Raw genomic sequence first — 22088 nt, forward strand, 5'->3', positions numbered from 1 at the left:
CCTTATATTGCTTGTCAAACTATTATATCGAATTAACGATAAAATAACTACTAACTATGACTTATTTTAGTGACATTTTAAAATTTAAAAATCTTTCATTATATTCACTTAATGTCTCTTTCCCTAAATCTTTATAAACTTCTAAATTAGCTTGTTCTTCCTTTGTAGGATAAAACCGCTCATCATTTTTTATACTTGCAGGCAATTGTGCTCTTGCTGATTTATTAGGCGTCGCGTAGCCCACCCATTCTGTATTTTGTTTACTATGCTCTGCATCTAATAAAAAGTTCATAAACTTATAGGCACCTGCTTTATTTTGTGTTGTCTTAGGTATAACCATATTATCAAACCACAGATTTGAACCTTCTTTAGGAACTACATAATCAAATTCTTCATTTTGTTGTACAATTGGAGCTGCTACACCGCTCCATACTACTGCAACATTTGCTTCATGCTGTTCTAACATCATTGAAATTTCATCACCTACTACGCCTTTTACATTAGGACCTAAATGTGTTAAATTTCTCTCAGCTTCTGCTAAATACGATGAATGTGTCTCATTTAAACTATAACCTAATTTATTTAAAGCTACACCTATAATTTCTCTCGCACCATCTACTAATAATATATCATTTTTATATTTCACTTTATAAAGCTGATCCCACGATTCAAAGTTATCATTTGGATATACATTTTTATTGTAAAGAATACCCACAGTACCAAAAAAATAAGGTATTGAATATGTATTATCTTCATCAAATGGCATATCGAGATAATCTGAATCAAGATTTTTCATATTAGGCAGTTTCTCATGATTTAGAGGTAATAACAATTGTTGTCTTTTTAATTTTTGCACTGTATAGTCACTCGGAAAAGCAACATCATAATGAGTACCACCATTTTTTATTTTGGCCTCCATCGCTTCGTTTGAATCAAAAGTTTCGTAGACGACTTCAATTCCTGTTTCTTTTTGGAATTGTTTTAACAAACTAGGATCAATATATTCTCCCCAATTATAAACATAAATTTTTTCACCAGTGCTAGAATGGTGTTTTGAAGTGAATTTTTGACTGATAAATAAACATATCAAACCAACGATGATAGAAATTATAATTAACTGTAAAAAACGTTTCATTATAATATACCCCGTTTCACTTGTTTTTTATGCTTAAGCACATTTTTAATTAAATAATAACCAAGTATACCGAACATAATCCCGACAAATAAAAGTGTAGATATCGCATTTATTTCCATGCTAATACCTTTTCTTGCCATTGCATAAACTTCCACAGAAAGCACACTAAATCCATTACCGGTAACAAAGAAACTGACAGTGAAATCATCTAATGAATAGGTCAATGCCATAAAAAAGCCACCTATAATTGCTGGCATTAACTGAGGTAACATGACCTTATTCAAAACTTGAAACTCCGTTGCACCTAAATCACGTGCCGCATTTAACGTATGGTTATTCATTTCATACAGTTTAGGTAACACAATGATTACCACAATAGGAATACAAAAAGCAACGTGTGAAATAAGTACCGTTATCAATCCGAGACCCATACCAGTAAAATGTCCGATTGCTGTAAACATAATCAAAAATGAAGCGCCTATAACAACATCAGAAGACACTAATAAAACATTATTTAATGTAAGTAATGAAACCTTTATTTTTTTATTTTTTAAATGATATAAACCAATCGCACCTAGTGTTCCTATCACAGTAGCAAATGCAGGGGCTAACAATGCTACACCTATCGTATTAAAAATAACAGACATTAATCGGTCATTACTAAATAATGATTGATAATGTTCTAAAGTAAACCCATCAAAATGAACCATATTACCAGCAGCATTAAATGAATAAAGCATTAAAAATAAAATTGGAGCATATAAAACAGCGATTAATATGCCGATATATATTTTTCCATACCATTTCATATGATTCACCTTTTCCCATTCGTAGCTTTAGTATTTGTAATAATTAAGACTAGCGCCATAAATACAATTAAAAACAACGCAATCGTAGAACCCATTCCGTAGTTTTGTATCACTAGAAATTGTTCTTCTATCGCCGTCCCAATATTAATCACTTTATTTCCTGCAATTAGTCTTGTAATCATAAAAAGCGATAATGCTGGTATAAATGTGACTTGAATTCCTGTCAATACGCCTTGCTTCGTGAGTGGTATAATAATTTTTCTAAATGTTGTTAGCTTGCTCGCACCTAAATCACTTGAAGCTTGCAAAATATTATCAGGAATATCCTTCATACTATTGAAAATAGGTAAAATCATAAATGGAATGTAAATATAACTTGCTACTATTAAAAACGCAGGAACAGTAAATAACAATTCCATTTCAGGCAAAGATAAAACATTCAATATTTGATTGATAATACCATCATGACTGAATATGCCTATAAATGCATAGGTCTTCAGTAGTAAATTAATCCAAGTTGGTACAATCAGTATAAGTAACCATACATTTTGATATTTAGATGAACTTATAAAATACGCAGCTGGATAGCTTATAAGTAGCGTCATACACGTAATCGCTGCCGCAAAACATACCGAGTCCCAAATCATTTTGAAATATTTTAGTGAAATCAACTTTTTATAATTTTCCAATCCAAAATGTCCTTGTATATCAATGAATGAGAAATAAACAAGAAGGATTACTGGAACAATGATAAATAAAACCATCCACAGTATATAGGGTATAAATAGATATGTATTAATCTTGCGCATGATTTATTTCCTCGTAACTTTGAATACGCTTATCAAATTCAGCTTCACTTTCACCTGGCACCATAATATGAATTGTTTCTGGTTCAAAGTATAAACCCACTTTACTATTAACTTCTGCTTTTTTAGTAGAATGAACTAACCATTTATAACCTTTACTATCAGTACAATTGATTTCATAATGTACGCCTCTGAAAAGCATAGAAACAACTGTCACTTCGAATAAACCTTGCTCTGGTTGTACCAAGGATATATCTTCTGGCCTAATCACTACTTCTACTTGCTCTTGTGGTGAAATACCCATATCTACACATTCTAAATCTTGACCATAGATATTCACCACATAATCCTCAATCATAGTACCCACAATAATATTTGATTCTCCAATAAAATCTGCAACAAAGCGATTTACTGGTTCGTCATATATATCAGTAGGTGTGCCAAATTGTTGAATTTCACCATTTTTCATTACAAATATATAATCACTCAGCGCTAAAGCTTCTTCCTGATCATGTGTAACAAAAATAAATGTTATACCTAATCTAGACTGTATTTCTCTTAATTCATATTGCATTTGGGTTCTTAATTTTAAATCTAGTGCTGATAAAGATTCATCTAATAATAATATTTCTGGTTCATTCACAATCGCACGTGCAATTGCAATACGCTGTTTTTGTCCCCCACTCATACCTTCAATTGTTCTATCTTCATAACCAGTGAGTTTTACAAGTTTTAATGCTTCTTGCACTTTTTTATTTATGTCGCTTTTGTTCATTTTCTTTAGTTTTAATCCAAAAGCAATATTTTCATAGACATTTAAATGAGGAAATAAAGCATAGTCTTGAAATACTGTATTCACTTTGCGTCTGTTTGATGGTATATGATTAATTGTCTGATTTCGATATATAATATCCCCTTCATCGGCTTGTTCAAATCCTGCGATAAGTTTTAAAATTGTTGTTTTACCACAACCAGAAGGCCCAAGTAATGTATAGAAATGACCTGACTCAATATCTATATTGATTTTATTTAATACTGGTATATCATCATAAGCTTTACTTACTGCGTTAAAAGATAATAACGGATTCATTTGTGCTTCCTCCTATAAATATGACGTGGTTGTAACAATCATAACTTGAGTTTCATTTGGTGTAGGATTATGTATTTTTATGACGTGCACTATAATAAAATTTCGCAAAAAAAGCTATATCCTGTTTACTTTTATCAAACATTTTGTTTAATGCTTAATAAAAATATCAGAATATAGCTTACATGACAATAGTTATTTTTTCGTTGCGCTAAAAAACGTTTGACTGTTGTCAGTTTGAACTGTTTTAACAGCTTGGTAACTATTATATCCACTACTTTTTTCGAATTCTTTAAAAATCTGTTTTTCTTCTGCTTTCCCAGGAACGATTGTTTTAAATTGTTTGTAGCGATCAATTAATAATTTTCCTTCTACCTCAGATTCATAAAAAGATTCCACAGCATTGAAAAATGACACAACTTGCATCATTTCGTCATTTGACCAATCAAGATCTATTGGATATTGATACTCCATATAAGCATGCCTCCTACTTTTCCATTGAATATTTATAGTTAAAGTTTATTTTAGATATTACATTTTAAAATGAAAAAGGAGCGGGACAGAAATCAAAATTTGATTTCATATTCCCGCCCCCACAAGGCTATCGTTATATCTGTTACAACAATGAAATTACATTGTGTGTACTGGTAAACCTATAGCTTTTTCAGCTGCTTCCATAGACATTTCACCTAATGTTGGGTGAGCATGTACAGTTAATGCTAAATCTTCAGCATTCATACCAGCTTCGATTGCTAAACCTAGTTCAGAAATAATATCAGATGCGCCAGTACCAACTACTTGAGCACCTACTAAAGTATTATCTTCTTTAAGCGTAATAAGTTTAACAAAGCCAGTAGTGTCATCTAATGATAACGCACGGCCATTAGCTGCATAAGGGAATTTAGAAGCAGTAATTTTTAATCCTTCTTCTTTAGCTTGAGCTTCTGTATAACCTACTTGAGCAAGTTCTGGCTCAGTGAAACATACAGCAGGCATACCGATGTAATCTACTTCTGATGCTTCACCAGAGATTACTTCAGCTGCAACTTTAGCTTCATAGCTTGCTTTATGCGCAAGTGGTAAACCAGGAACAATATCACCGATTGCAAAAATGTTTTCAATTGAAGTACGGCTTTGTTTGTCTACCTCGATTAATCCACGTTCTGCAAATTTAAGACCTAATTCTTCTAAGCCTAATTCGTCAGTGTTAGGACGACGACCTACAGTAACTAATACGTAATCAGCATCAATTGTTTGTTCTTCGCCTTTTACTTCATAAGTTACTTTAACACCGTTTTCAGTTTCTTCAGCAGATTTAGCCATAGCTTCAGTTACAATATCAACGCCTTTTTCTTTCATACCTTTTTTAACAGGCTGAGTCATTTGTTTTTCAAAACCGCCTAAGATATCTTTAGCGCCTTCTAAAATAGTAACTTCAGAACCAAAGTTTGCAAAAGCAGTTCCAAGTTCAGAACCAATATAACCGCCACCAACAACTACTAATTTACCAGGAACTTCTTGTAAATTTAGAGCGCCAGATGAGTCAATTACACGATTTCCAAACTCAAAGTTAGGGATTTCAATTGGTCTTGAACCAGTTGCAATGATCGCGTTTTTAAAGTTATATGTTTGAGCACTTTTCTCATCCATAACACGTAAGCTATTGTTATCAACAAAGTAAGCTTCGCCTTTAACGATTTCTACTTTATTACCTTTTAACAATCCTTCAACGCCACCAGTTAATTTTTCAACTACTGATTGTTTGAATTCTTGAACTTTATTAAAATTAAGTGAAACACTTTCAGCAATAACACCTAAATTTTCTGAGTTCTTAGTTTCATCATAACGGTGTGAAGCGTGTAACAATGCTTTAGAAGGAATACAACCAACGTTAAGACATACGCCACCTAATGTTCCTTTTTCAACGATTGTTACTTTTTGACCTAGCTGTGCTGCACGAATTGCTGCAACATAGCCTCCTGGTCCTGCTCCGATTACAATAGTGTCTGTTTCAATTGGGAAATCTCCAACTACCATATTTTACCCCTCCATTAATAATAATTCTGGATTATTCAATAAACGTTTGATATGATTCATAGCATTTTGTCCAGTAGCACCATCAATTTGTCTGTGGTCAAAGCTTAATGATAATGATAATACTGGCGCAGCTACTATTTCACCATCTTTAACAATTGGTTTTTGTGCAATACGGCCAATACCTAAGATAGCTACTTCTGGGTGGTTGATTACTGGAGTGAACCATTGTCCACCAGCTGAACCGATATTACTAATTGTACATGTAGCATGTTTCATTTCATCTGCCGCTAATTTTCCGTCACGTGCTTTAACAGCAAGTTCGTTAATTTCGTCTGAGATGCTAAACATTGATTTACGGTCTGCATGTTTAACAACAGGCACTAATAGTCCTCTGTCAGTGTCAGCAGCAATACCAATGTTCCAATAATGTTTGTGTACGATTTCGCCAGCATCTTCGTTAAATGAAGTGTTAAGCGCAGGATATTTTTTAAGTGCAGAAACAAGTGCTTTAACAACATAAGGTAAGAAAGTTAATTTAGTACCTTGTTCAGCTGCAACTTCTTTGAATTTTTTACGGTGATCCCATAATTCTTGAACATCAATTTCATCCATTAATGTTACGTGAGGTGCAGTTTGTTTTGAATTAACCATTGCTTTAGCAATTGCTTTACGCATTGCAGGTATTTTCTCAGTTGATTCTGGGAATTCACCTTCTGTAGAAACTGGTGCTGATTGTGCTGCACTTGAAGTTTCTTCAGTTGCTGTAGCTGCGCTTTCATTTGAAGCTGCTTCTCCGCCACCATTTAAGTATGCGTCCACATCTTCTTTAGTTGTACGGCCATTTTTACCTGAACCTGAAACAGCTTTAATGTTAACACCATTATCGCGAGCATATTTACGAACTGAAGGCATCGCTTTAACGCGTTTACTTTCATCTACTTCTTCGTCTTTAGATGCTTGTGCAGGTGCTTCTTCTTTAGTGCTTTCTTCTGCAGGTGCTTCTGTTTCTTCACTTGCTGAATCGTCACTTTCACTACCTTTGAATTGCATATCTTCTGCATCTGGTGAATCGATTTTTACGATTGTGTCACCAACAACTGCAACAGTACCTTCATCTACTAGTACTTCTTCAATAGTACCTGAAACAGGTGATGGGATTTCAACAACTGATTTATCGTTTTGTACCTCAGCTAAAATATCGTCCTCTTCAATTGTATCTCCAGATTTAATAAACCATTTTACAATTTCACCTTCGTGGATACCTTCACCAATGTCGGGTAATTTAAATTCAAATGCCACGTTATTATCCTCCTAAAAATTCATATTAAGTCAAAAATTAGAAATTGAGCGATGGACAATTAAGTCACTATCTCATGCTATAAATATAAATTTGGATGAAGTAGGTGCATCAATTAAACTGATATCATCCTACTTCATTAAATATATATTAAAATTCTAAAGTTTCTTTCGCTTTTTCAATGATGTCATTTTTGTTTGGTAACCAAACATTTTCAGCTTGTGTAAACGGATAAACTGTATCTGCCGCTGCAACACGAGCGATTGGTGCTTCTAATGAAAGGATAGAGCGTTCTGCTAATTCAGAAACAACTGTTGCTCCAACACCCGCTTGACGTTGCGCTTCTTGTACTACTACAGCACGTCCTGTTTTTTCTACTGAAGCAACAAGTGTTTCGATATCGATTGGTTGAACAGTACGTAAGTCAATAACTTCTACTGAATAACCATCTTTTTCTAACTCTTCTGCTGCTTTTAATGACTCTTGTACCATTGCACCATATGCAATAAGTGTAATGTCATTACCTTCTTGTTTCACGCTTGCTTTACCAATTTCAATTGTGTACTCTTCTTCAGGTACTTCATCACGGAAAGAGCGGTATAATTTCATATGTTCTAAATATACAACCGGGTCATTACTTCTGATTGCTGAGATTAATAATCCTTTAGCATCATATGGGTTAGACGGGATTACAACGTGTAAACCTGGTGATTGAGCTAAAAGACCTTCTAAGTTGTCAGCATGTAATTCTGGTGTATGAACGCCGCCACCAAATGGTGCACGAATAGTAACAGGTGATTGTTTAGAGTTACCAGAACGGAAACGAGTACGTGCAATTTGTCCTGCTATAGAGTCGAATACTTCAAATACAAATCCAAAGAATTGTACTTCCATTACTGGACGGTATCCTTGAGTAGATAAACCTAAAGCTAAACCACCAATACCAGATTCTGCTAAAGGTGTATCAAATACACGGTCTTCACCGAATTCTTTTTGTAAACCTTCAGTTACACGGAAAACACCACCGTTAACACCGACGTCTTCACCGAAAAGTAAAACATTCTCATCGTTTTGTAATTCGGTTTTAAGCGCGTTGTTAATCGCTTGAACCATTGTCATTTGTGCCATCGGTTACTTCGACTCCTTCTCTTTATAGATTTCATATTGCTCTGCTAAATTTTGAGGCATTTCTTCATACATATTTTCCATCAAGTCAGTAACTTTTTGTTTTTCAGTATTGTCTGCTTCTTTAATAGCAACTTTAATTTCAGCTTTTGCACGGTCGATAACTTCATTTTCTTTATCGCCAGTCCATAGACCTTTATTTTCAAGATATTTTCTGAAACGAACTAATGGATCCTTTTTCTCCCACTCAGAATCTTCATCAGATGTTCTGTATTTCGTTGGGTCATCTCCAGCCATAGTATGTGGACCATAACGATAAGTGATTGTTTCAATTAAAGTTGGACCTTCACCATTAACAGCACGATCACGCGCTTCTTTAGTTGCTTGGTATACTGCTAAAGCATCCATACCATCAACTTGAATACCTGGGATACCAACTGCAATAGCTTTTTGAGCTAATGTAATAGCAGCAGTTTGCTTACTACGTGGTGTTGAAATCGCATAGTTGTTGTTTTGTATAACGAAAATTGCAGGTGCTTTATATGCAGAAGCAAAGTTAATACCTTCATAGAAATCACCTTGTGACGAACCACCATCACCAGTATAAGTAATTGCTACAGCACTTTTACCACGTTTTTTAATACCAAGCGCTACACCAGCAGTTTGAACATACTGAGCACCGATAATAATTTGTGGGCTTAATGCGTTAACGCCTTCAGGCATTTGGTTTCCTTTAAAGTGACCTCTTGAGAATAAGAAGGCTTCAGTTAAAGGTAAACCTTGCCAGATTAATTGTGGAACATCACGGTAACCTGGTAATATAAAATCTTCTTGTTCTAAAGCATATTGTGAAGCTAATTGTGAAGCTTCTTGTCCTGCTGTCGGAGCGTAGAAACCTAATCTCCCTTGTCTGTTTAATGAAATAGAACGTTGATCAAGAATACGTGTCCAAACCATTCTCTCCATTAATTCAACTAATTGCTCGTCCGATAAATCTGGTACTAGATCTTCATTAACGATGTTACCATCTTCATCCAAGATTTGGATCATTTCAAATTGAGATTCAGTATCTTTCAATACTTTCTCTGCATCGAATTGGGCTTTCAATTTCGGAGCCATTCAATTCACCATACCTTTCCCGTATAATAGAAACTTATTTTATCCTTCAATATTGTACCACAAAACTGTTACACTGTTAAATAATTTGAAAAAGTTCTGTAATACTTACGACAAGTACAGTTTTTAATCTGTACCACTGTTTTTCATGGCGCTGTACTATTTAAAAACTAAGTCGCTATAAAGTAATTCCCTTAAAATTGTAAGCGCCCTCATAACTTATGCTATAACGTAGCAATTTAAAATTCAAATTTACCGCTTTATAATTTAAGAAAGGTTATCTACATCTTCTTTTTCTTTGTTCACTTTATTCATTGCATCTGAGTATTTTTCAAATGCTTTATTCATGTTTTTATATGCTTTCGAAACTGCTTCTGCTTTTTTGTCTATTTGTTCTTGATTTACTTGATCACCTGAAGTATAGCCAAACATATCTTTTTCCTTATTCAAAATGTTTTTATATGCTTTGGCATATTCATCATGTGCTTTGTATTTATCTTTAAGCGCTTGATTCAATTGTGTCACTTCTTTTTTCTTATCATCATCACTTATATTATCGACATGCTTTTCAGCTTTTTCAAATTCTTTTTCTGAGTTATCTATAGCTTCTTCTTCTTTTTTAAATGTTTTTTCTCTTTCTTCAACATTGTCCACGACTTTTTTCGAAGTATCCTTCACTTTTGCTTGGTCTTTACCATTAATTTTCTCTACTAATTTTTGCTTGTCTTGTTCAAGACTATTTAACTTCTTCCCTACTGAAGACACAGGTTTCTCTTCATCAAATGCTTTTTGTACTTTTTCGTTATAATCTTCTATTTCACCTTTGTCTGTTGTACACCCCGCTACTAACATTGTAGAAGCGAGTATCGCACCGATGCTATACTTTAATTTCATTTTTTGAGAAATCCTCCTTTATTTGTGTGTTATATTATATAATATTTTATAAGAAATCAAATGTATCACTGTATTTTAAGCGTTAAACTTTGGTATATTTTATATTAAGGAAGGTGTATGAACAAAATGATAACAATGAAAGATATTATCCGAGATGGTCACCCAACACTTCGTGAAAAAGCAAAAGATGTAACAATACCGCTTTCTGACGAAGATCGTGAAACTTTAAAATCTATGCGCGAATTTCTAATTAATAGTCAAGATGAAGAAACAGCTAATAAGTATGGACTTCGCTCAGGAGTGGGCCTTGCTGCTCCACAAATTAATATTGCAAAAAAAATGATAGCAGTTTATTTACCAGATGACGGTGAAGGCAAAAGTTATGATTTAGCATTAGTTAACCCTAAAATCATGAGCCACAGTGTTCAAGAAGCATATTTACCAACTGGCGAAGGTTGTCTAAGTGTAGATGAAAACATTCCAGGACTCGTTCACCGTAAATATCGAATCACAGTAAAAGCAACAGATATAGATGGTAATGACGTAAAATTACGTTTAAAAGGTTATCCAGCTGTTGTCGTTCAACATGAGATAGACCATATTAATGGTGTAATGTTTTATGATCATATTAATCCAAATAATCCACTTACACCACATGAAGATGCAGTAGAAGTTTAATCTATTAAAAATAAAATGCCGTTAGCACTTTGAGAATTTCTCATTAGCTAACGGCATTTTTTACATAAAGTCATCTCTACGTTCAGTAAATGGTATATCTATTTTTTTAAGTTCTGTCTTTAAGTCGTTTAATTCTTTAATGTCTATAAATTCTGGATCATGATTATGTTTGACGTAATTTTGATCACCATTTACAGTATCAATTATTTCATTATAATTAAAAAACATGATTACTTGTTCTGTACGGATTTCAAAAGTGATATCTTGAAATATTTTATCGTGTCGATTTTTTTCTCGTTTAACATCTTCTATAATTCTTTTTACTCGATCCATTTCTATCACCCTTACCCATCTATCATTTCTATAATTAATAATAACTCCCTTTCATCATAATTAACTTTCAACGTGCACTCAAGTTTTATGATAATTTTTTGCAGCTTTTTTACATAACTAAAGATTTGATTTTGCAGATTAAATATTAATTATAATAAAAATGAAATTATTTGTACTTATTAAAAGAGGTACTAAAGATAAAACTGCTTTATTTATTCTACTACATCATGTAAAATGAGAAATAACTGAAAACATATGAAACATAGTGTTTGTAGTTTTCTAAACGAACGAACTGAAGATCTCCCTAGAAACATACTAAGCAAAAACTAGTATGTTCTATTTATATACAGTATTAGTGTCCATGCATAATTAGAAGTGCAGTTAATTTCAAATAACCAATGGGTACTTCAAACTTTTATATTACTAGGGTTTTAATATAAAAAATTAAAAATCAAACATGATTTTAGGAGGAAATATATAAAATGGCAGTATTTAAAGTGTTTTTTCAAAAAACCAAAGAAGAAGTAATTGTACGTGAACACACACAAACAATTTACGTTGAAGGACAAACAGAAGAACAAGTAAGAAGATATTTAAAAGATCGTAATTTTAACATTGAATTTATTACTAAATTAGAGGGCGCACATTTAGAATATGAAAAACAATCAGATCACTTCAATGTGGAGCAAGCTGAATAATGAAACAAATTCATAAAAATGAAGTTGCGGTTTATGCTCTTGGTGGCTTAGGCGAAATTGGTAAAAATACTTATGCCGTTGAGTATCAGGACGAAATCGTTATTATCGATGCAGGTATCAAATTCCCTGATGATAATTTATTAGGTATTGACTATGTCATTCCTGATATTACTTATTTAGAGCAGAACCAAGATAAAATTGTTGGTCTGTTTATCACTCACGGACATGAGGACCATATAGGTGGTGTGCCCTACCTATTAAAGCAAATTAATGTGCCTATATATGGTGGACCATTAGCTTTAGGTTTAATCAGAAATAAATTAGAAGAACATCATTTATTAAGAACTGCAAAACTTATTGAAATTGATGAAAGTAGTGTCATCAAATCTAAACATTTTGAAGTTTCATTCTATTTAACTACACACAGTATTCCAGAAGCATATGGTGTTATTGTTAATACGCCAGAAGGAAATATTGTTCATACGGGTGACTTCAAATTTGATTTCACACCAGTTGGCGAACCAGCAAATATAGCTAAAATGGCAAAATTAGGTGAAGAAGGCGTACTTTGTTTGCTTTCTGACTCTACCAATTCACTTGTACCAGATTTTACTTTAAGTGAACGTGAAGTCGGCCAAAATGTTGAAAAGATATTCCATGATTGTAATGGACGAATCATATTCGCCACATTTGCATCAAACATCTATCGTGTTCAACAAGCAGTTGAAGCTGCAATTAAACACAACCGTAAAATTGTTACATTTGGTCGTTCAATGGAAAACAACATTAAGATTGGTATGGAATTAGGCTATATCAAAGCACCACCAGAAACATTTGTTGAACCAAATAAAATCAATACTGTGCCTAAGCATGAATTATTGATTCTATGTACAGGTTCTCAAGGTGAACCAATGGCAGCATTATCTAGAATTGCCAACGGTACGCATAAACAAATTAAAATCATCCCTGAAGATACAGTTGTATTTAGTTCTTCACCTATTCCAGGTAATACGAAAAGTATTAATCGCACAATAAATTCACTTTATCGTGCCGGTGCAGAAGTTATTCATAATAAAGTATCTAATATTCATACTTCTGGTCACGGTTCTAAAGGCGATCAACAATTAATGTTACGTCTGTTACGTCCTAAGTTCTTTTTACCAATCCATGGTGAATACCGTATGCTAAAAGCGCATGGTCAATCAGGTGTTGAGTGTGGCGTTGAACCAGATAATGTATTTATTTTTGATATAGGTGATGTCTTAGCGCTGACACATGATTCTGCTAGAAAAGCTGGTAGAATACCATCAGGTAATGTATTAGTTGATGGTAGTGGTATTGGTGATATCGGTAATGTAGTTATTCGTGATCGTAAACTATTATCAGAAGAAGGTTTAGTGATTGTCGTTGTAAGTATAGACTTCAAAACAAACAAACTACTTTCTGGACCTGATATTATCTCACGTGGTTTTGTATACATGCGTGAATCTGGACAATTAATTTATGATGCACAACGTAGAATCAAAACGGATGTTATTTCAAAATTAAATCAAAATCCAGAGATTCAATGGCATCAAATTAAATCGTCAATCATTGAAACGTTACAGCCTTATCTATTTGAAAAGACTGCACGTAAACCAATGATCTTACCAGTCATTATGAAAGTAAATGAAGATAACAACCAATCATTTGCTAAGAAACCTAGCTCTAAAAATGACAAACCTAAAAACAACAACACGAAAGCACCAGCAAAAAATCCAAAACCTAACAATCAAAACAAGAAAAAAAGCAATAACAATAACAATCCAAAACCTAAACCTAAAAAAGATGAAACAAATCAATCATCTGAATCATAGGACTTATAAACAGTCCACACATTGTCAAAACAATGTGTGGACTGTTTTGCTATGACTAATCTATTTCATAGAAACTGAACATTTTACTACATAAAAGCAATTCCATAATTTCTACTGCTTAACATAGGACTTTTTAAGCCTTTTACCATTCATTAACACACCTCGTTTAATTAATAGTATTTTTATGTGGTTTTGAACTAATAATCTTTATTAAAGTTGAATACTTGTTTATTTCTTTAAAAGATTGATAAAAGGGCATTTTCAGTTCAGTCAGCCACTGCCAATATAATAATCGAAATAATAAAAAGAAGCCTCCAATTTTGGAGACTTCTTCAATATTACATTGTTATCGAACTACTTTTTTCTCAAAACGATTTAAGTCATTATCATGCCCTATCATAATTAATATATCACCGATCTCAATACTAATATTAGGGTCAGGAGAAACTAAAATTTCTTTACCTCTTTTTATAGCAATAATACTTATCCCGAATTGTGCTCGAATATCTAATTCTATAATGGTTTGGCCAGCCATTTTTTCGCTCGCTTTAATCTCTACAATTGAATGTTCATCTGCAAGTTCTAAATAATCTAACACACTTGCACTTGCGACATTGTGAGCGATTCTTCTTCCCATATCTCTTTCTGGATGGACAACTGTATCCGCACCAATTTTATTCAAAATTTTTGCGTGATAATCATTTTGCGCTTTAGCTGTTACTTTCTTAACGCCTAACTCTTTTAAAATTAGCGTTGTTAATGTACTTGATTGTATATTCTCACCTATTGCTACGATAACGTGATCAAAATTTCTGATGCCTAAACTTTTCATAACAGCTTCATCTGTTGTATCAGCAATGACAGCATGTGTGGCAATATCACTATATTCATTTACACGTGCTTCATTCATATCAATTGCCATAACATCCATATCTAATGCATTAAGTTCTCTTACTATACTACCACCGAATCGACCTAAGCCGATAACCACATACTCTTTGTCCATATGCGTCCTCCAATTTAAAAAATCACGGATAAGATAGCTACTCATCAGCCTAAGCAAGCGAATGAATAACTATCATTACCTCATTTTAAAAAATTAATTTATTTTTTTCCTTCAACATAATCTTTGTCGAAAACAAATAATCTTAATAATAATATTAACGATGGAATGAGTAAAAGTAAACCTAAAACAAATGCAATAATTAAAGCAATGGCCATGCTACTATTAACGACACCTTCATCTATACGAACATATGGGTATAAGATGTATGGCATTTTGCTGGCGCCATATCCGAAAAATGCAAATGCCATTTGTAGTATAACAAGGATAAATGCAAATCCGTGCCATTTTTTTATTAGTGTAAGTACCATGACACCTATAAAGCATATAAAGCTTAGTAGGAACATCCACCAATAATCAGTTACTGCGCTTAAGAAATGCGCTTCGTTTTGTAGTCTTAACGATACAAATACGAATAATGAAATTGCGATCATCGGCGGTCCCCAGAACAAGAACCAATATCTTAATAAATCATATGCTGGTTTATCTTTAGCTTTTGAAGCATAGTACGTAAGGAAGCCTGAAGAAATGTATAGCACTGATATAACGGCTAAGAATACGACAGACCATGAATAAGGACTCAAAGCTAATTCAAGCCAGTTCAAATCTATATTATCACCTGAACCTGTAATAAAGCCCCCTTCTGATATTGTTAGCGTTGTAGCAAGCGCAGCTGGAATAAACAATCCTGACAAGCCGTACATTGCTAACCAAATGAGTTTTGAATCAGGTCCATAATTTTCAAATGCGTAAAAACTACCTCTAATTGTTAGTAATATTAATGCAATTGAAGCTGGTACGAGTAGTACGGTACCAAAGTATTTCGCTGCATCAGGGAAAAAACCTACAATGCCAACGAAAAAGAATACAAAGAATACGTTTGTTACTTCCCACACAGGATTTAAATAACGACCTATTAAATGGTTAATTTGTTTATCTTGTTTAGTCACTTTTGCGTGAAGAGTAAAGAACCCAGCACCAAAATCAATAGAGGCGATAATAATATAAGAGAATAAGAATATTCCAAGTACTGTAATACCTATATAAGCAAATATCATTACTCATCACCTCTTTCTGGTGTATTTTCTTCTACATCTTTATATGCTGGTTTATTACTGAACATTCGAATTAATACATATGCGGTAGTCACGATTAATATTATATATAAAATACCGAATAATATTGTCACGAGTGTTAAACCACCTGCTTGAGTTGCAGCATCAGCTACTTTAAGGTAGCCACGAACCAACCATGGTTGACGACCTTGTTCAGTTAAGAACCACCCAGCTTCTATTGCAATCATTGCTGCTGGTCCAGTTAACAATGCACCATACAACATTGGTTTTGAATAAGTGAATTTGCGTAACTTCTTAAATATAAGTGTTAATATAAACGCACCTGATATAATCAAGCAGAATACACCCATAGAAACCATAATATCAAAGTAATAGTGTACAATCATCGGTGGATGCAGTTCTTCTGGAAACTCATTTAATCCTTTTACTTCTGTGTCTGTATTATTATCAGCCAAGAAACTGAGTATGCCAGGTATTTTTATGGCACCGGATACTTCTTGTGTTTCTTCATCTAAACTACCAAAGAATATTAAATCTGCATTGGACTCTGTTTCAAAGTGCCATTCATAAGCAGCAAGTTTTTCTGGTTGCTCTTGATGTAGAAACTTAGCTGATAAATCTCCAGCTAACATAGAACCTAAAGTAAATACTACGCCAAGAATCATCGTTAGTTTCAATGCTTTTTTATGATATTCTGTGTCTTTTTTGAATTTATTTTTCAATAATTTAAATGCAGCAATTGCAGCAAGTACAAATGCCATCGTCATAAGTGCTGTAGCAACAACGTGGAATGATCTAATTAAGAATGATTCGTTAAACATTGCTGCCCAAGGTTGAACGTTAACCATTTTCCCATCCTTCATTTCAAAGCCAGCTGGTGTATTCATAAATGAATTGACCGCTGTAATGAAGAATGCTGAGAATGTACCACCTATAATGACAGGAATACTAATAAGGAAATGAGTCCATTTACTCTTAAATCTATCCCATGTATATAAATAAATACTTAAGAAAATTGCTTCAAAGAAGAAAGCAAATGTTTCCATAAATAATGGTAATGCAATAACATGACCGCCTATTTGCATAAAGGTTGGCCATAATAGTGATAATTGCAGTCCAATAATTGTTCCTGTCACAACACCAACAGCTACCGTAATGGTATATCCTTTAGACCATCTTTTGGCTAATGTTATATATTTTGGATCATTTCTTTTTATACCTAAAAATTCAGCAACAGCAAACATTAATGGCACGCCCACACCAATCGTTGCGAATATGATATGAACCGCGAGTGTCATCGCAGTTAAAAAACGGGCTAATTCAACTGAATCCATAATATCACCTTTTTTATTTATTTGTGACAAAAATCACAACGTTCATTCATTATAAACTGCTTTACGTTGTATTGAAATAAGTTGCGTTCAAAATATAGTGACAAATTAATGACCACTTGCATGTAATTCAAAGATTTGTAATAATTTAAAAAGTTTCTTATATTAAAGTATATCGAATTTAAAATAGGAAGGACGAGTTTTAATGGATAAAATAATAATTTATACGCAAAATGAATGCCCACCTTGTACTTTCATAAAAAACTATTTGTCAGATAAAGGCGTCTCATATAGCGAAAAAAACATCTCGAATTCCCAATATAGAAATGAAATGATAGACTATGATGCTTTCGCCACACCTTTTATCTTGTTGAATAATGAGCCAATGTACCAAATTGACATTGATAAAATCAACCACACTTTAAATATAGAATAATTATCAAGCAATGTAGCTATCCTACATTTGAATTAGTAAATCTTTCACTTTCTAAACTATATGATTTTTAGTGTTATTACAAAGTTACTGTTTAACAACATGCAATGACTTATTACGTTAATTCTATTTTTTTGAATTTATAGCAAAATAAAAAAGCTGATAGCCCCACTATAAATGGTCTATCAGCTTTTTTCGAACTCAAATGTTCAATTATTATTTAGCATATTGCTCAACTAGTTCTTGTACTTCTTCAGAAGTTGCACAATTAATTGCTCTTTGTGACAATTCTTCCATTTCATTTTGGCTTAAACCTTTGATTTGACGACGCGCTTTAAGCACTGATGTAGCACTCATTGAAAATTCATCTAATCCTAAGCCTAATAATAATGGAATAGCGATTTCGTCGCCTGCCATTTCGCCACACATACCAGTCCATTTACCTTCTTTATGTGATGCTTCGATCACTTGTTTTACTAAACGTAAAATTGAAGGATTGTATGGTTGATACAAGTAAGAAACGCGTTCAGACATGCGGTCAGCCGCCATTGTATATTGAATTAAATCATTTGTTCCAATACTGAAGAAGTCAACTTCTTTTGCGAAGACATCTGCTAATGCAGCAGTTGAAGGAATTTCAACCATGATACCTAATTCAATATCATCAGAAACATCTGTACCTTCTTGTTTTAAGTTTTCTTTTTCTTCAAGTAATAATGCTTTAGCATCACGGAACTCATTGATTGTTGCAACCATTGGGAACATGATATTTAATTTACCGTAAACAGATGCACGTAATAATGCACGAAGTTGTGGTCTGAAAATATCAGGTTGGTCTAAACATAAACGAATCGCACGATAACCTAAGAATGGATTCATTTCTTCAGGTAAATTTAGATATGGTAACTCTTTATCGCCACCGATATCTAATGTACGTACAACAACACGTTTATCTTCCATCGTTTCTAGAACTTTTTTATAAGCTTCGAATTGTTCATCCTCAGTAGGCATTTCATCTCTACCCATATATAAAAATTCCGTACGATATAAACCAATACCTTCTGCACCATTTTCAATAACACCTGTTAAATCATTAGGTGTACCGATGTTTGCAGCTAATTCAGCATGTTTACCATCAATTGTTTTTGTTTCTTCATTGCGCAATTTTTGTAATTCCTTTTTATCTTCGAAGAAACGTTCACGTTTATTTTCATAAGCGATTACTTCATCATCTGTAGGATCAATAATTACTTCGCCTGTTAATCCGTCAACAATAATCATATCGCCTTGTTTAACGTCTTCAGTAATAGATTTTGTACCTACAACCGCAGGTATTTCTAAAGAACGGCTCATAATTGCTGAGTGTGATGTTCTTCCACCAATATTTGTTACAAAGCCTTGCACGAATTCTTTATTTAACTGAGCAGTATCTGAAGGCGTTAAATCGTTTCCAATTATAACAACGCTTTCATCAATGATACTAGGATTTGGTAACTCTACACCTAAAATATGTGCTAACACACGTTTAGAAACGTCACGAATATCAGCAGCACGTTCTTTCATGTATTCATTATCCATATTTTCAAATATAGTAATGAATTGTCCAGTTACTTCAGATAATGCAGTTGGTGCGTTAACTTGGTCATTTTTAATCTTGTCTTCAATCGGTTGAATTAACTCTGGATCATCTAAAACTAATAAATGAGCATCAAAAATCGCTGCTTTATCAGCACCTAGATTTTTTTCAGCATTATTTCTTATTTTTGTTAACTCAACTTTAGATGTTTCGATGGCGTCATTGAACTTAGCAATTTCAGCGTCGATATCTGTAATCTTTTCACTATTATATGAAAGATCTGGTTCAACTAATAAATATGCTTTAGCAATAGCTACACCATCAGATGCAGCAATGCCATTTATATAGTTAGTCATATTATTTAGTTAATCCTTCTTTAGATAAAATCTCAGTGATTGCTTCGATTGCGTCTGTTTCGTCGCTACCATCAGCGTAGATAGTGATTTCAGCATCTTTACCTACACCTAAACTCATAACACCCATGATTGATTTCAAGTTAACTTTTTTACCGTTATATTCTAATTGAATATCTGAATCAAATTTTGAGGCAGTTTGAACAAGCATTGTCGCTGGACGAGCGTGAATACCTGTTTCATCGATAATTACATATGATTTTTGTTCCATAATTTATTTCTCCTTCGTATAGTTAGAATCGTTAGTTTATTATAAAACCTAACAAAGTTTTATATAATAAGATTACCAAATTATATATATAAATTCAATTCCTTGCACCCATGACATGACAATATTCAGCGTTTATTTAACAATTTGTGAAAACGCTGTAGTTTTACACAAGTGATTTAGCAACTTTTTCACATTTTTGAATATGATCATTACCTATTTTTTTCATGAAATAATAACTTATAGAAGCAGTGATTGCTTGACCTACTACCGGAAACCATTTCGTTTGTTTTGCTGCAGTACGTTTCGCTACATCACGAATAACTACTTTGAGAATAGCACTTGATACTTTTTTACCAATAAATTGGCTGCCTTGAATTGCCGCAGTAGTTAGCACACGTTCTTTCATGTCATCTCCCATGGTATTAACTTGTTTATGATCAAGACCATAAATCTTATTTACGTCCTCAATGATATCTTTCATAAGTTTAATATCTACACTGAAGCCTAAACCAGGAATAGGTACTACACTTACTCCAGATGATAGCATCGATTTTTTTCTTACTAAAGCCTCTGCACGTTGGCGTCGTTCTTCAATTTCACTATGTGTTGTTGGTATGCTACCTTTATTATTTATATCTTCTATATTTAAGACTTTATTTCCTACTTTTTGTGTAACGTTATTCGTGATTTTATTTTTAAAACTCATTATGTTCACTCCTTAGTAAATTCTATACACTAAGAATAATACCCGTTTTTTCACACTTTACTGTATTTTTACAAAAATCGCTTTTAAATATTTTGAAGGTTTATAGTGTGCATGCGTCTTAAAATCTTTTGGCAAGCCCATGACATCAATGATTTCAAAGTCCACTTCTTCTTTAGTTAATGTTTCTGTAACTACATTTTTAAAAGCTTTTAGTGAAAACGTACTATTATTTGTACATAATAGCAATGTACCTTCAGGCCCAAGTATATCGAGTGCACCAACAATTAATTTATCGTAGTCTTTTAATACAGAAAATGTTTTTTTCTTATTTCTCGCAAAACTTGGCGGATCGATAACAATTGTATCGTAGAAGAAATCATGACGACGAGCATAATTATAGAAATTAAAAGTATCCATAACATAAATGTATTGTGACGCTGGGTCAATAGAATTTAAACCGAAATTACTTTCAGTAAGCGCTCGAGAACGGTTAGCTAAATCAACGCTTGTTGTCATCTCTGCATTTTCTGCAGCTACAACTGAGAATGCCCCTGTATAACTGAATAAATTCAATAAATTTTTATCTTGCGCGTATTGGTCTTTTAATTTCTTTCTTACTTCTCTTTGATCTAAAAAGATGCCCGTCATTGGCCCATCATTTAAATGCACATTATAAAATGTAAAGTTTTCTTCGATGACAATTGGGAATTCCGGTGCATCTCCGTCAACGAAGCCACCTTCTACATTAGCATCTTTAAAACGTAACTTTTCAAAAATTGACGTATAACCAAATATTGCTTTCAGCGCACTCAAAATATTATAACGGAACTTATAAATACCTTTAGAATACCATTGAACTAAGTAATGACCGTTGTAATTGTCGATTGTAAGACCACCAACACCATCACCTTCTCCGTTAAATACTCTAAATGCATTTGTGCCCTCTACATTATAAAAATATTCACGTTCTTTTTTCGCAATATCAAATAATCTTTCAAAAAATTGTGTGTTAACAATTTCATCACGCGAATAACTCAATACCCAACCGATACCTTTATGCTGACGTCCAACATATGCTGTTGCAATATACTGGTCTTTATCATTTAATAATTGAAATAAATCTCCTTCGTGTAAGTGATCGTGTGCGTAAATATCATCTTCGCTTACCAATGGATATTCATTTAAATATTTTGTTTCTTTACCTCTATTTAATGTGGCAGTTTTCATAAAATTATGTCAGCCTTTCTACTATTTTTTTATATTTATCTGTCGCTTACTTATTTTATCATTTCAAGTACATCGTAACATCATTAATATTCATTTAGCTCAAACGTTTTGACTAAGCATTTATCTTTTTTAATAAAAAAACCTATCTTCCAACCAATTGGAAGATAGGTTCGTCAAACAA

General features: G+C 33.2%; 22 protein-coding genes. 4 read left to right on the forward strand and 18 right to left on the reverse strand.

All coding sequences use genetic code 11. The features are described from left to right. Positions 1-61 precede the first annotated feature (61 nt). The 10 genes from MHB47_RS08820 to MHB47_RS08865 all read right to left on the reverse strand — a co-directional run bounded on the left by MHB47_RS08820 (position 62) and on the right by MHB47_RS08865 (position 10306). Entirely contained in the window at positions 62-1135 is a 1074-nt protein-coding gene (locus tag MHB47_RS08820) for an ABC transporter substrate-binding protein (protein ID WP_340756215.1), read from the reverse strand. Beyond that, positions 1135-1944: an ABC transporter permease gene (locus MHB47_RS08825; RefSeq protein WP_340756217.1), complete on the reverse strand. Its 810-nt coding sequence runs from the start codon at positions 1942-1944 to the stop codon at positions 1135-1137. The genes MHB47_RS08820 and MHB47_RS08825 overlap by 1 nt, the downstream gene beginning before the upstream one ends. A gap of 5 nt (positions 1945-1949) precedes the next feature. Next, the gene (locus tag MHB47_RS08830; RefSeq protein WP_340756219.1) at positions 1950-2753 is read right to left on the reverse strand and encodes an ABC transporter permease; all 804 of its coding nucleotides are present in this window, start codon (positions 2751-2753) and stop codon (positions 1950-1952) included. Then, positions 2740-3840 carry an ABC transporter ATP-binding protein gene (locus MHB47_RS08835; protein WP_340756221.1) on the reverse strand — a complete coding sequence of 367 codons (1101 nt, stop codon included), beginning with the start codon at positions 3838-3840 and terminating at the stop codon, positions 2740-2742. Before MHB47_RS08835 ends, MHB47_RS08830 begins: the two co-directional genes overlap by 14 nt. A 192-nt stretch (positions 3841-4032) precedes the next feature. After that, a complete protein-coding gene (locus MHB47_RS08840) occupies positions 4033-4311 on the reverse strand; it encodes a UPF0223 family protein (protein ID WP_021338654.1) in 279 nt (92 codons plus the stop codon). A 156-nt stretch (positions 4312-4467) separates the two neighbouring features. Then, positions 4468-5874, reverse strand: a complete 1407-nt coding sequence (gene lpdA / locus MHB47_RS08845) for a dihydrolipoyl dehydrogenase (protein WP_002508001.1) — start codon at positions 5872-5874, stop codon at positions 4468-4470. 3 nt (positions 5875-5877) lie between these two features. Next, on the reverse strand, positions 5878-7173 hold the full coding sequence (locus MHB47_RS08850) for a dihydrolipoamide acetyltransferase family protein (protein ID WP_002508002.1): 1296 nt from the start codon (positions 7171-7173) through the stop codon (positions 5878-5880). A gap of 148 nt (positions 7174-7321) precedes the next feature. Continuing rightward, a complete protein-coding gene (locus MHB47_RS08855) occupies positions 7322-8299 on the reverse strand; it encodes an alpha-ketoacid dehydrogenase subunit beta (RefSeq protein ID WP_002508003.1) in 978 nt (325 codons plus the stop codon). A 3-nt stretch (positions 8300-8302) separates the two neighbouring features. Continuing rightward, the gene (gene pdhA / locus MHB47_RS08860; protein WP_021338652.1) at positions 8303-9415 is read right to left on the reverse strand and encodes a pyruvate dehydrogenase (acetyl-transferring) E1 component subunit alpha; all 1113 of its coding nucleotides are present in this window, start codon (positions 9413-9415) and stop codon (positions 8303-8305) included. Between the two features lie 264 nt (positions 9416-9679). After that, a complete protein-coding gene (locus MHB47_RS08865; RefSeq protein WP_340756223.1) occupies positions 9680-10306 on the reverse strand; it encodes a YkyA family protein in 627 nt (208 codons plus the stop codon). A 126-nt stretch (positions 10307-10432) separates the two neighbouring features. Here MHB47_RS08865 and def point away from each other — a divergent pair, with 126 nt between their 5' ends. Continuing rightward, positions 10433-10984, forward strand: a complete 552-nt coding sequence (def, locus tag MHB47_RS08870) for a peptide deformylase (RefSeq protein WP_340757305.1) — start codon at positions 10433-10435, stop codon at positions 10982-10984. 60 nt (positions 10985-11044) lie between these two features. Here def and MHB47_RS08875 read toward each other — a convergent pair whose 3' ends face one another. Beyond that, positions 11045-11317 carry a hypothetical protein gene (locus MHB47_RS08875; protein WP_340756225.1) on the reverse strand — a complete coding sequence of 91 codons (273 nt, stop codon included), beginning with the start codon at positions 11315-11317 and terminating at the stop codon, positions 11045-11047. Positions 11318-11799: 482 nt separating this feature from the next. Here MHB47_RS08875 and MHB47_RS08880 point away from each other — a divergent pair, with 482 nt between their 5' ends. Both MHB47_RS08880 and rnjA read left to right on the forward strand, forming a co-directional pair. Next, entirely contained in the window at positions 11800-12015 is a 216-nt protein-coding gene (locus tag MHB47_RS08880) for a DNA-dependent RNA polymerase subunit epsilon (RefSeq protein WP_002508008.1), read from the forward strand. Continuing rightward, positions 12015-13871 (forward strand): ribonuclease J1, encoded by a 1857-nt coding sequence (rnjA, locus tag MHB47_RS08885; RefSeq protein ID WP_340756226.1) that lies wholly within the window; start codon positions 12015-12017, stop codon positions 13869-13871. Before MHB47_RS08880 ends, rnjA begins: the two co-directional genes overlap by 1 nt. A 346-nt stretch (positions 13872-14217) precedes the next feature. Here rnjA and MHB47_RS08890 read toward each other — a convergent pair whose 3' ends face one another. The 3 genes from MHB47_RS08890 to MHB47_RS08900 form a co-directional block, all read right to left on the reverse strand. Continuing rightward, positions 14218-14877, reverse strand: a complete 660-nt coding sequence (locus tag MHB47_RS08890) for a potassium channel family protein (RefSeq protein ID WP_002508010.1) — start codon at positions 14875-14877, stop codon at positions 14218-14220. 98 nt (positions 14878-14975) lie between these two features. Next, entirely contained in the window at positions 14976-15992 is a 1017-nt protein-coding gene (locus MHB47_RS08895; RefSeq protein WP_340756227.1) for a cytochrome d ubiquinol oxidase subunit II, read from the reverse strand. After that, positions 15992-17344 carry a cytochrome ubiquinol oxidase subunit I gene (locus tag MHB47_RS08900; RefSeq protein ID WP_340756229.1) on the reverse strand — a complete coding sequence of 451 codons (1353 nt, stop codon included), beginning with the start codon at positions 17342-17344 and terminating at the stop codon, positions 15992-15994. The genes MHB47_RS08895 and MHB47_RS08900 overlap by 1 nt, the downstream gene beginning before the upstream one ends. A 202-nt stretch (positions 17345-17546) precedes the next feature. Between MHB47_RS08900 and MHB47_RS08905 the strand changes: the two genes are divergently transcribed. After that, positions 17547-17777 carry a glutaredoxin family protein gene (locus MHB47_RS08905; protein ID WP_002508013.1) on the forward strand — a complete coding sequence of 77 codons (231 nt, stop codon included), beginning with the start codon at positions 17547-17549 and terminating at the stop codon, positions 17775-17777. A 213-nt stretch (positions 17778-17990) separates the two neighbouring features. On the opposite strand, the gene ptsP is transcribed toward MHB47_RS08905, so the two are convergent. The 4 genes from ptsP to MHB47_RS08925 form a co-directional block, all read right to left on the reverse strand. Beyond that, positions 17991-19706: a phosphoenolpyruvate--protein phosphotransferase gene (ptsP, locus tag MHB47_RS08910; protein WP_002508014.1), complete on the reverse strand. Its 1716-nt coding sequence runs from the start codon at positions 19704-19706 to the stop codon at positions 17991-17993. A gap of 1 nt (position 19707) precedes the next feature. After that, the gene (locus MHB47_RS08915; RefSeq protein ID WP_002508015.1) at positions 19708-19974 is read right to left on the reverse strand and encodes a phosphocarrier protein HPr; all 267 of its coding nucleotides are present in this window, start codon (positions 19972-19974) and stop codon (positions 19708-19710) included. Between the two features lie 163 nt (positions 19975-20137). Next, the gene (locus MHB47_RS08920) at positions 20138-20680 is read right to left on the reverse strand and encodes a hypothetical protein (RefSeq protein WP_021338646.1); all 543 of its coding nucleotides are present in this window, start codon (positions 20678-20680) and stop codon (positions 20138-20140) included. Positions 20681-20737: 57 nt separating this feature from the next. Then, positions 20738-21907: a class I SAM-dependent rRNA methyltransferase gene (locus MHB47_RS08925; protein ID WP_002508017.1), complete on the reverse strand. Its 1170-nt coding sequence runs from the start codon at positions 21905-21907 to the stop codon at positions 20738-20740. Positions 21908-22088: the final 181 nt, after the last annotated feature.

It is taken from the genome of Staphylococcus sp. FSL K6-3157, assembly GCF_038005145.1.
Classification (GTDB): domain Bacteria; phylum Bacillota; class Bacilli; order Staphylococcales; family Staphylococcaceae; genus Staphylococcus; species Staphylococcus equorum.

Bases quoted from the DNA above. Each gene is read 5' to 3' on its own strand.
- MHB47_RS08820 (WP_340756215.1), bottom strand. From the start codon at position 1,135: ATGAAACGTTTTTTACAGTTAATTATAATTTCTATCATCGTTGGTTTG.
- MHB47_RS08825 (WP_340756217.1), bottom strand. From the start codon at position 1,944: ATGAAATGGTATGGAAAAATATATATCGGCATATTAATCGCTGTTTTA.
- MHB47_RS08830 (WP_340756219.1), bottom strand. From the start codon at position 2,753: ATGCGCAAGATTAATACATATCTATTTATACCCTATATACTGTGGATG.
- MHB47_RS08835 (WP_340756221.1), bottom strand. From the start codon at position 3,840: ATGAATCCGTTATTATCTTTTAACGCAGTAAGTAAAGCTTATGATGAT.
- MHB47_RS08840 (WP_021338654.1), bottom strand. From the start codon at position 4,311: ATGGAGTATCAATATCCAATAGATCTTGATTGGTCAAATGACGAAATG.
- lpdA (WP_002508001.1), bottom strand. From the start codon at position 5,874: ATGGTAGTTGGAGATTTCCCAATTGAAACAGACACTATTGTAATCGGA.
- MHB47_RS08855 (WP_002508003.1), bottom strand. From the start codon at position 8,299: ATGGCACAAATGACAATGGTTCAAGCGATTAACAACGCGCTTAAAACC.
- pdhA (WP_021338652.1), bottom strand. From the start codon at position 9,415: ATGGCTCCGAAATTGAAAGCCCAATTCGATGCAGAGAAAGTATTGAAA.
- MHB47_RS08865 (WP_340756223.1), bottom strand. From the start codon at position 10,306: ATGAAATTAAAGTATAGCATCGGTGCGATACTCGCTTCTACAATGTTA.
- def (WP_340757305.1), top strand. From the start codon at position 10,433: ATGATAACAATGAAAGATATTATCCGAGATGGTCACCCAACACTTCGT.
- MHB47_RS08875 (WP_340756225.1), bottom strand. From the start codon at position 11,317: ATGGATCGAGTAAAAAGAATTATAGAAGATGTTAAACGAGAAAAAAAT.
- MHB47_RS08880 (WP_002508008.1), top strand. From the start codon at position 11,800: ATGGCAGTATTTAAAGTGTTTTTTCAAAAAACCAAAGAAGAAGTAATT.
- rnjA (WP_340756226.1), top strand. From the start codon at position 12,015: ATGAAACAAATTCATAAAAATGAAGTTGCGGTTTATGCTCTTGGTGGC.
- MHB47_RS08890 (WP_002508010.1), bottom strand. From the start codon at position 14,877: ATGGACAAAGAGTATGTGGTTATCGGCTTAGGTCGATTCGGTGGTAGT.
- MHB47_RS08895 (WP_340756227.1), bottom strand. From the start codon at position 15,992: ATGATATTTGCTTATATAGGTATTACAGTACTTGGAATATTCTTATTC.
- MHB47_RS08900 (WP_340756229.1), bottom strand. From the start codon at position 17,344: ATGGATTCAGTTGAATTAGCCCGTTTTTTAACTGCGATGACACTCGCG.
- MHB47_RS08905 (WP_002508013.1), top strand. From the start codon at position 17,547: ATGGATAAAATAATAATTTATACGCAAAATGAATGCCCACCTTGTACT.
- ptsP (WP_002508014.1), bottom strand. From the start codon at position 19,706: ATGACTAACTATATAAATGGCATTGCTGCATCTGATGGTGTAGCTATT.
- MHB47_RS08915 (WP_002508015.1), bottom strand. From the start codon at position 19,974: ATGGAACAAAAATCATATGTAATTATCGATGAAACAGGTATTCACGCT.
- MHB47_RS08920 (WP_021338646.1), bottom strand. From the start codon at position 20,680: ATGAGTTTTAAAAATAAAATCACGAATAACGTTACACAAAAAGTAGGA.
- MHB47_RS08925 (WP_002508017.1), bottom strand. From the start codon at position 21,907: ATGAAAACTGCCACATTAAATAGAGGTAAAGAAACAAAATATTTAAAT.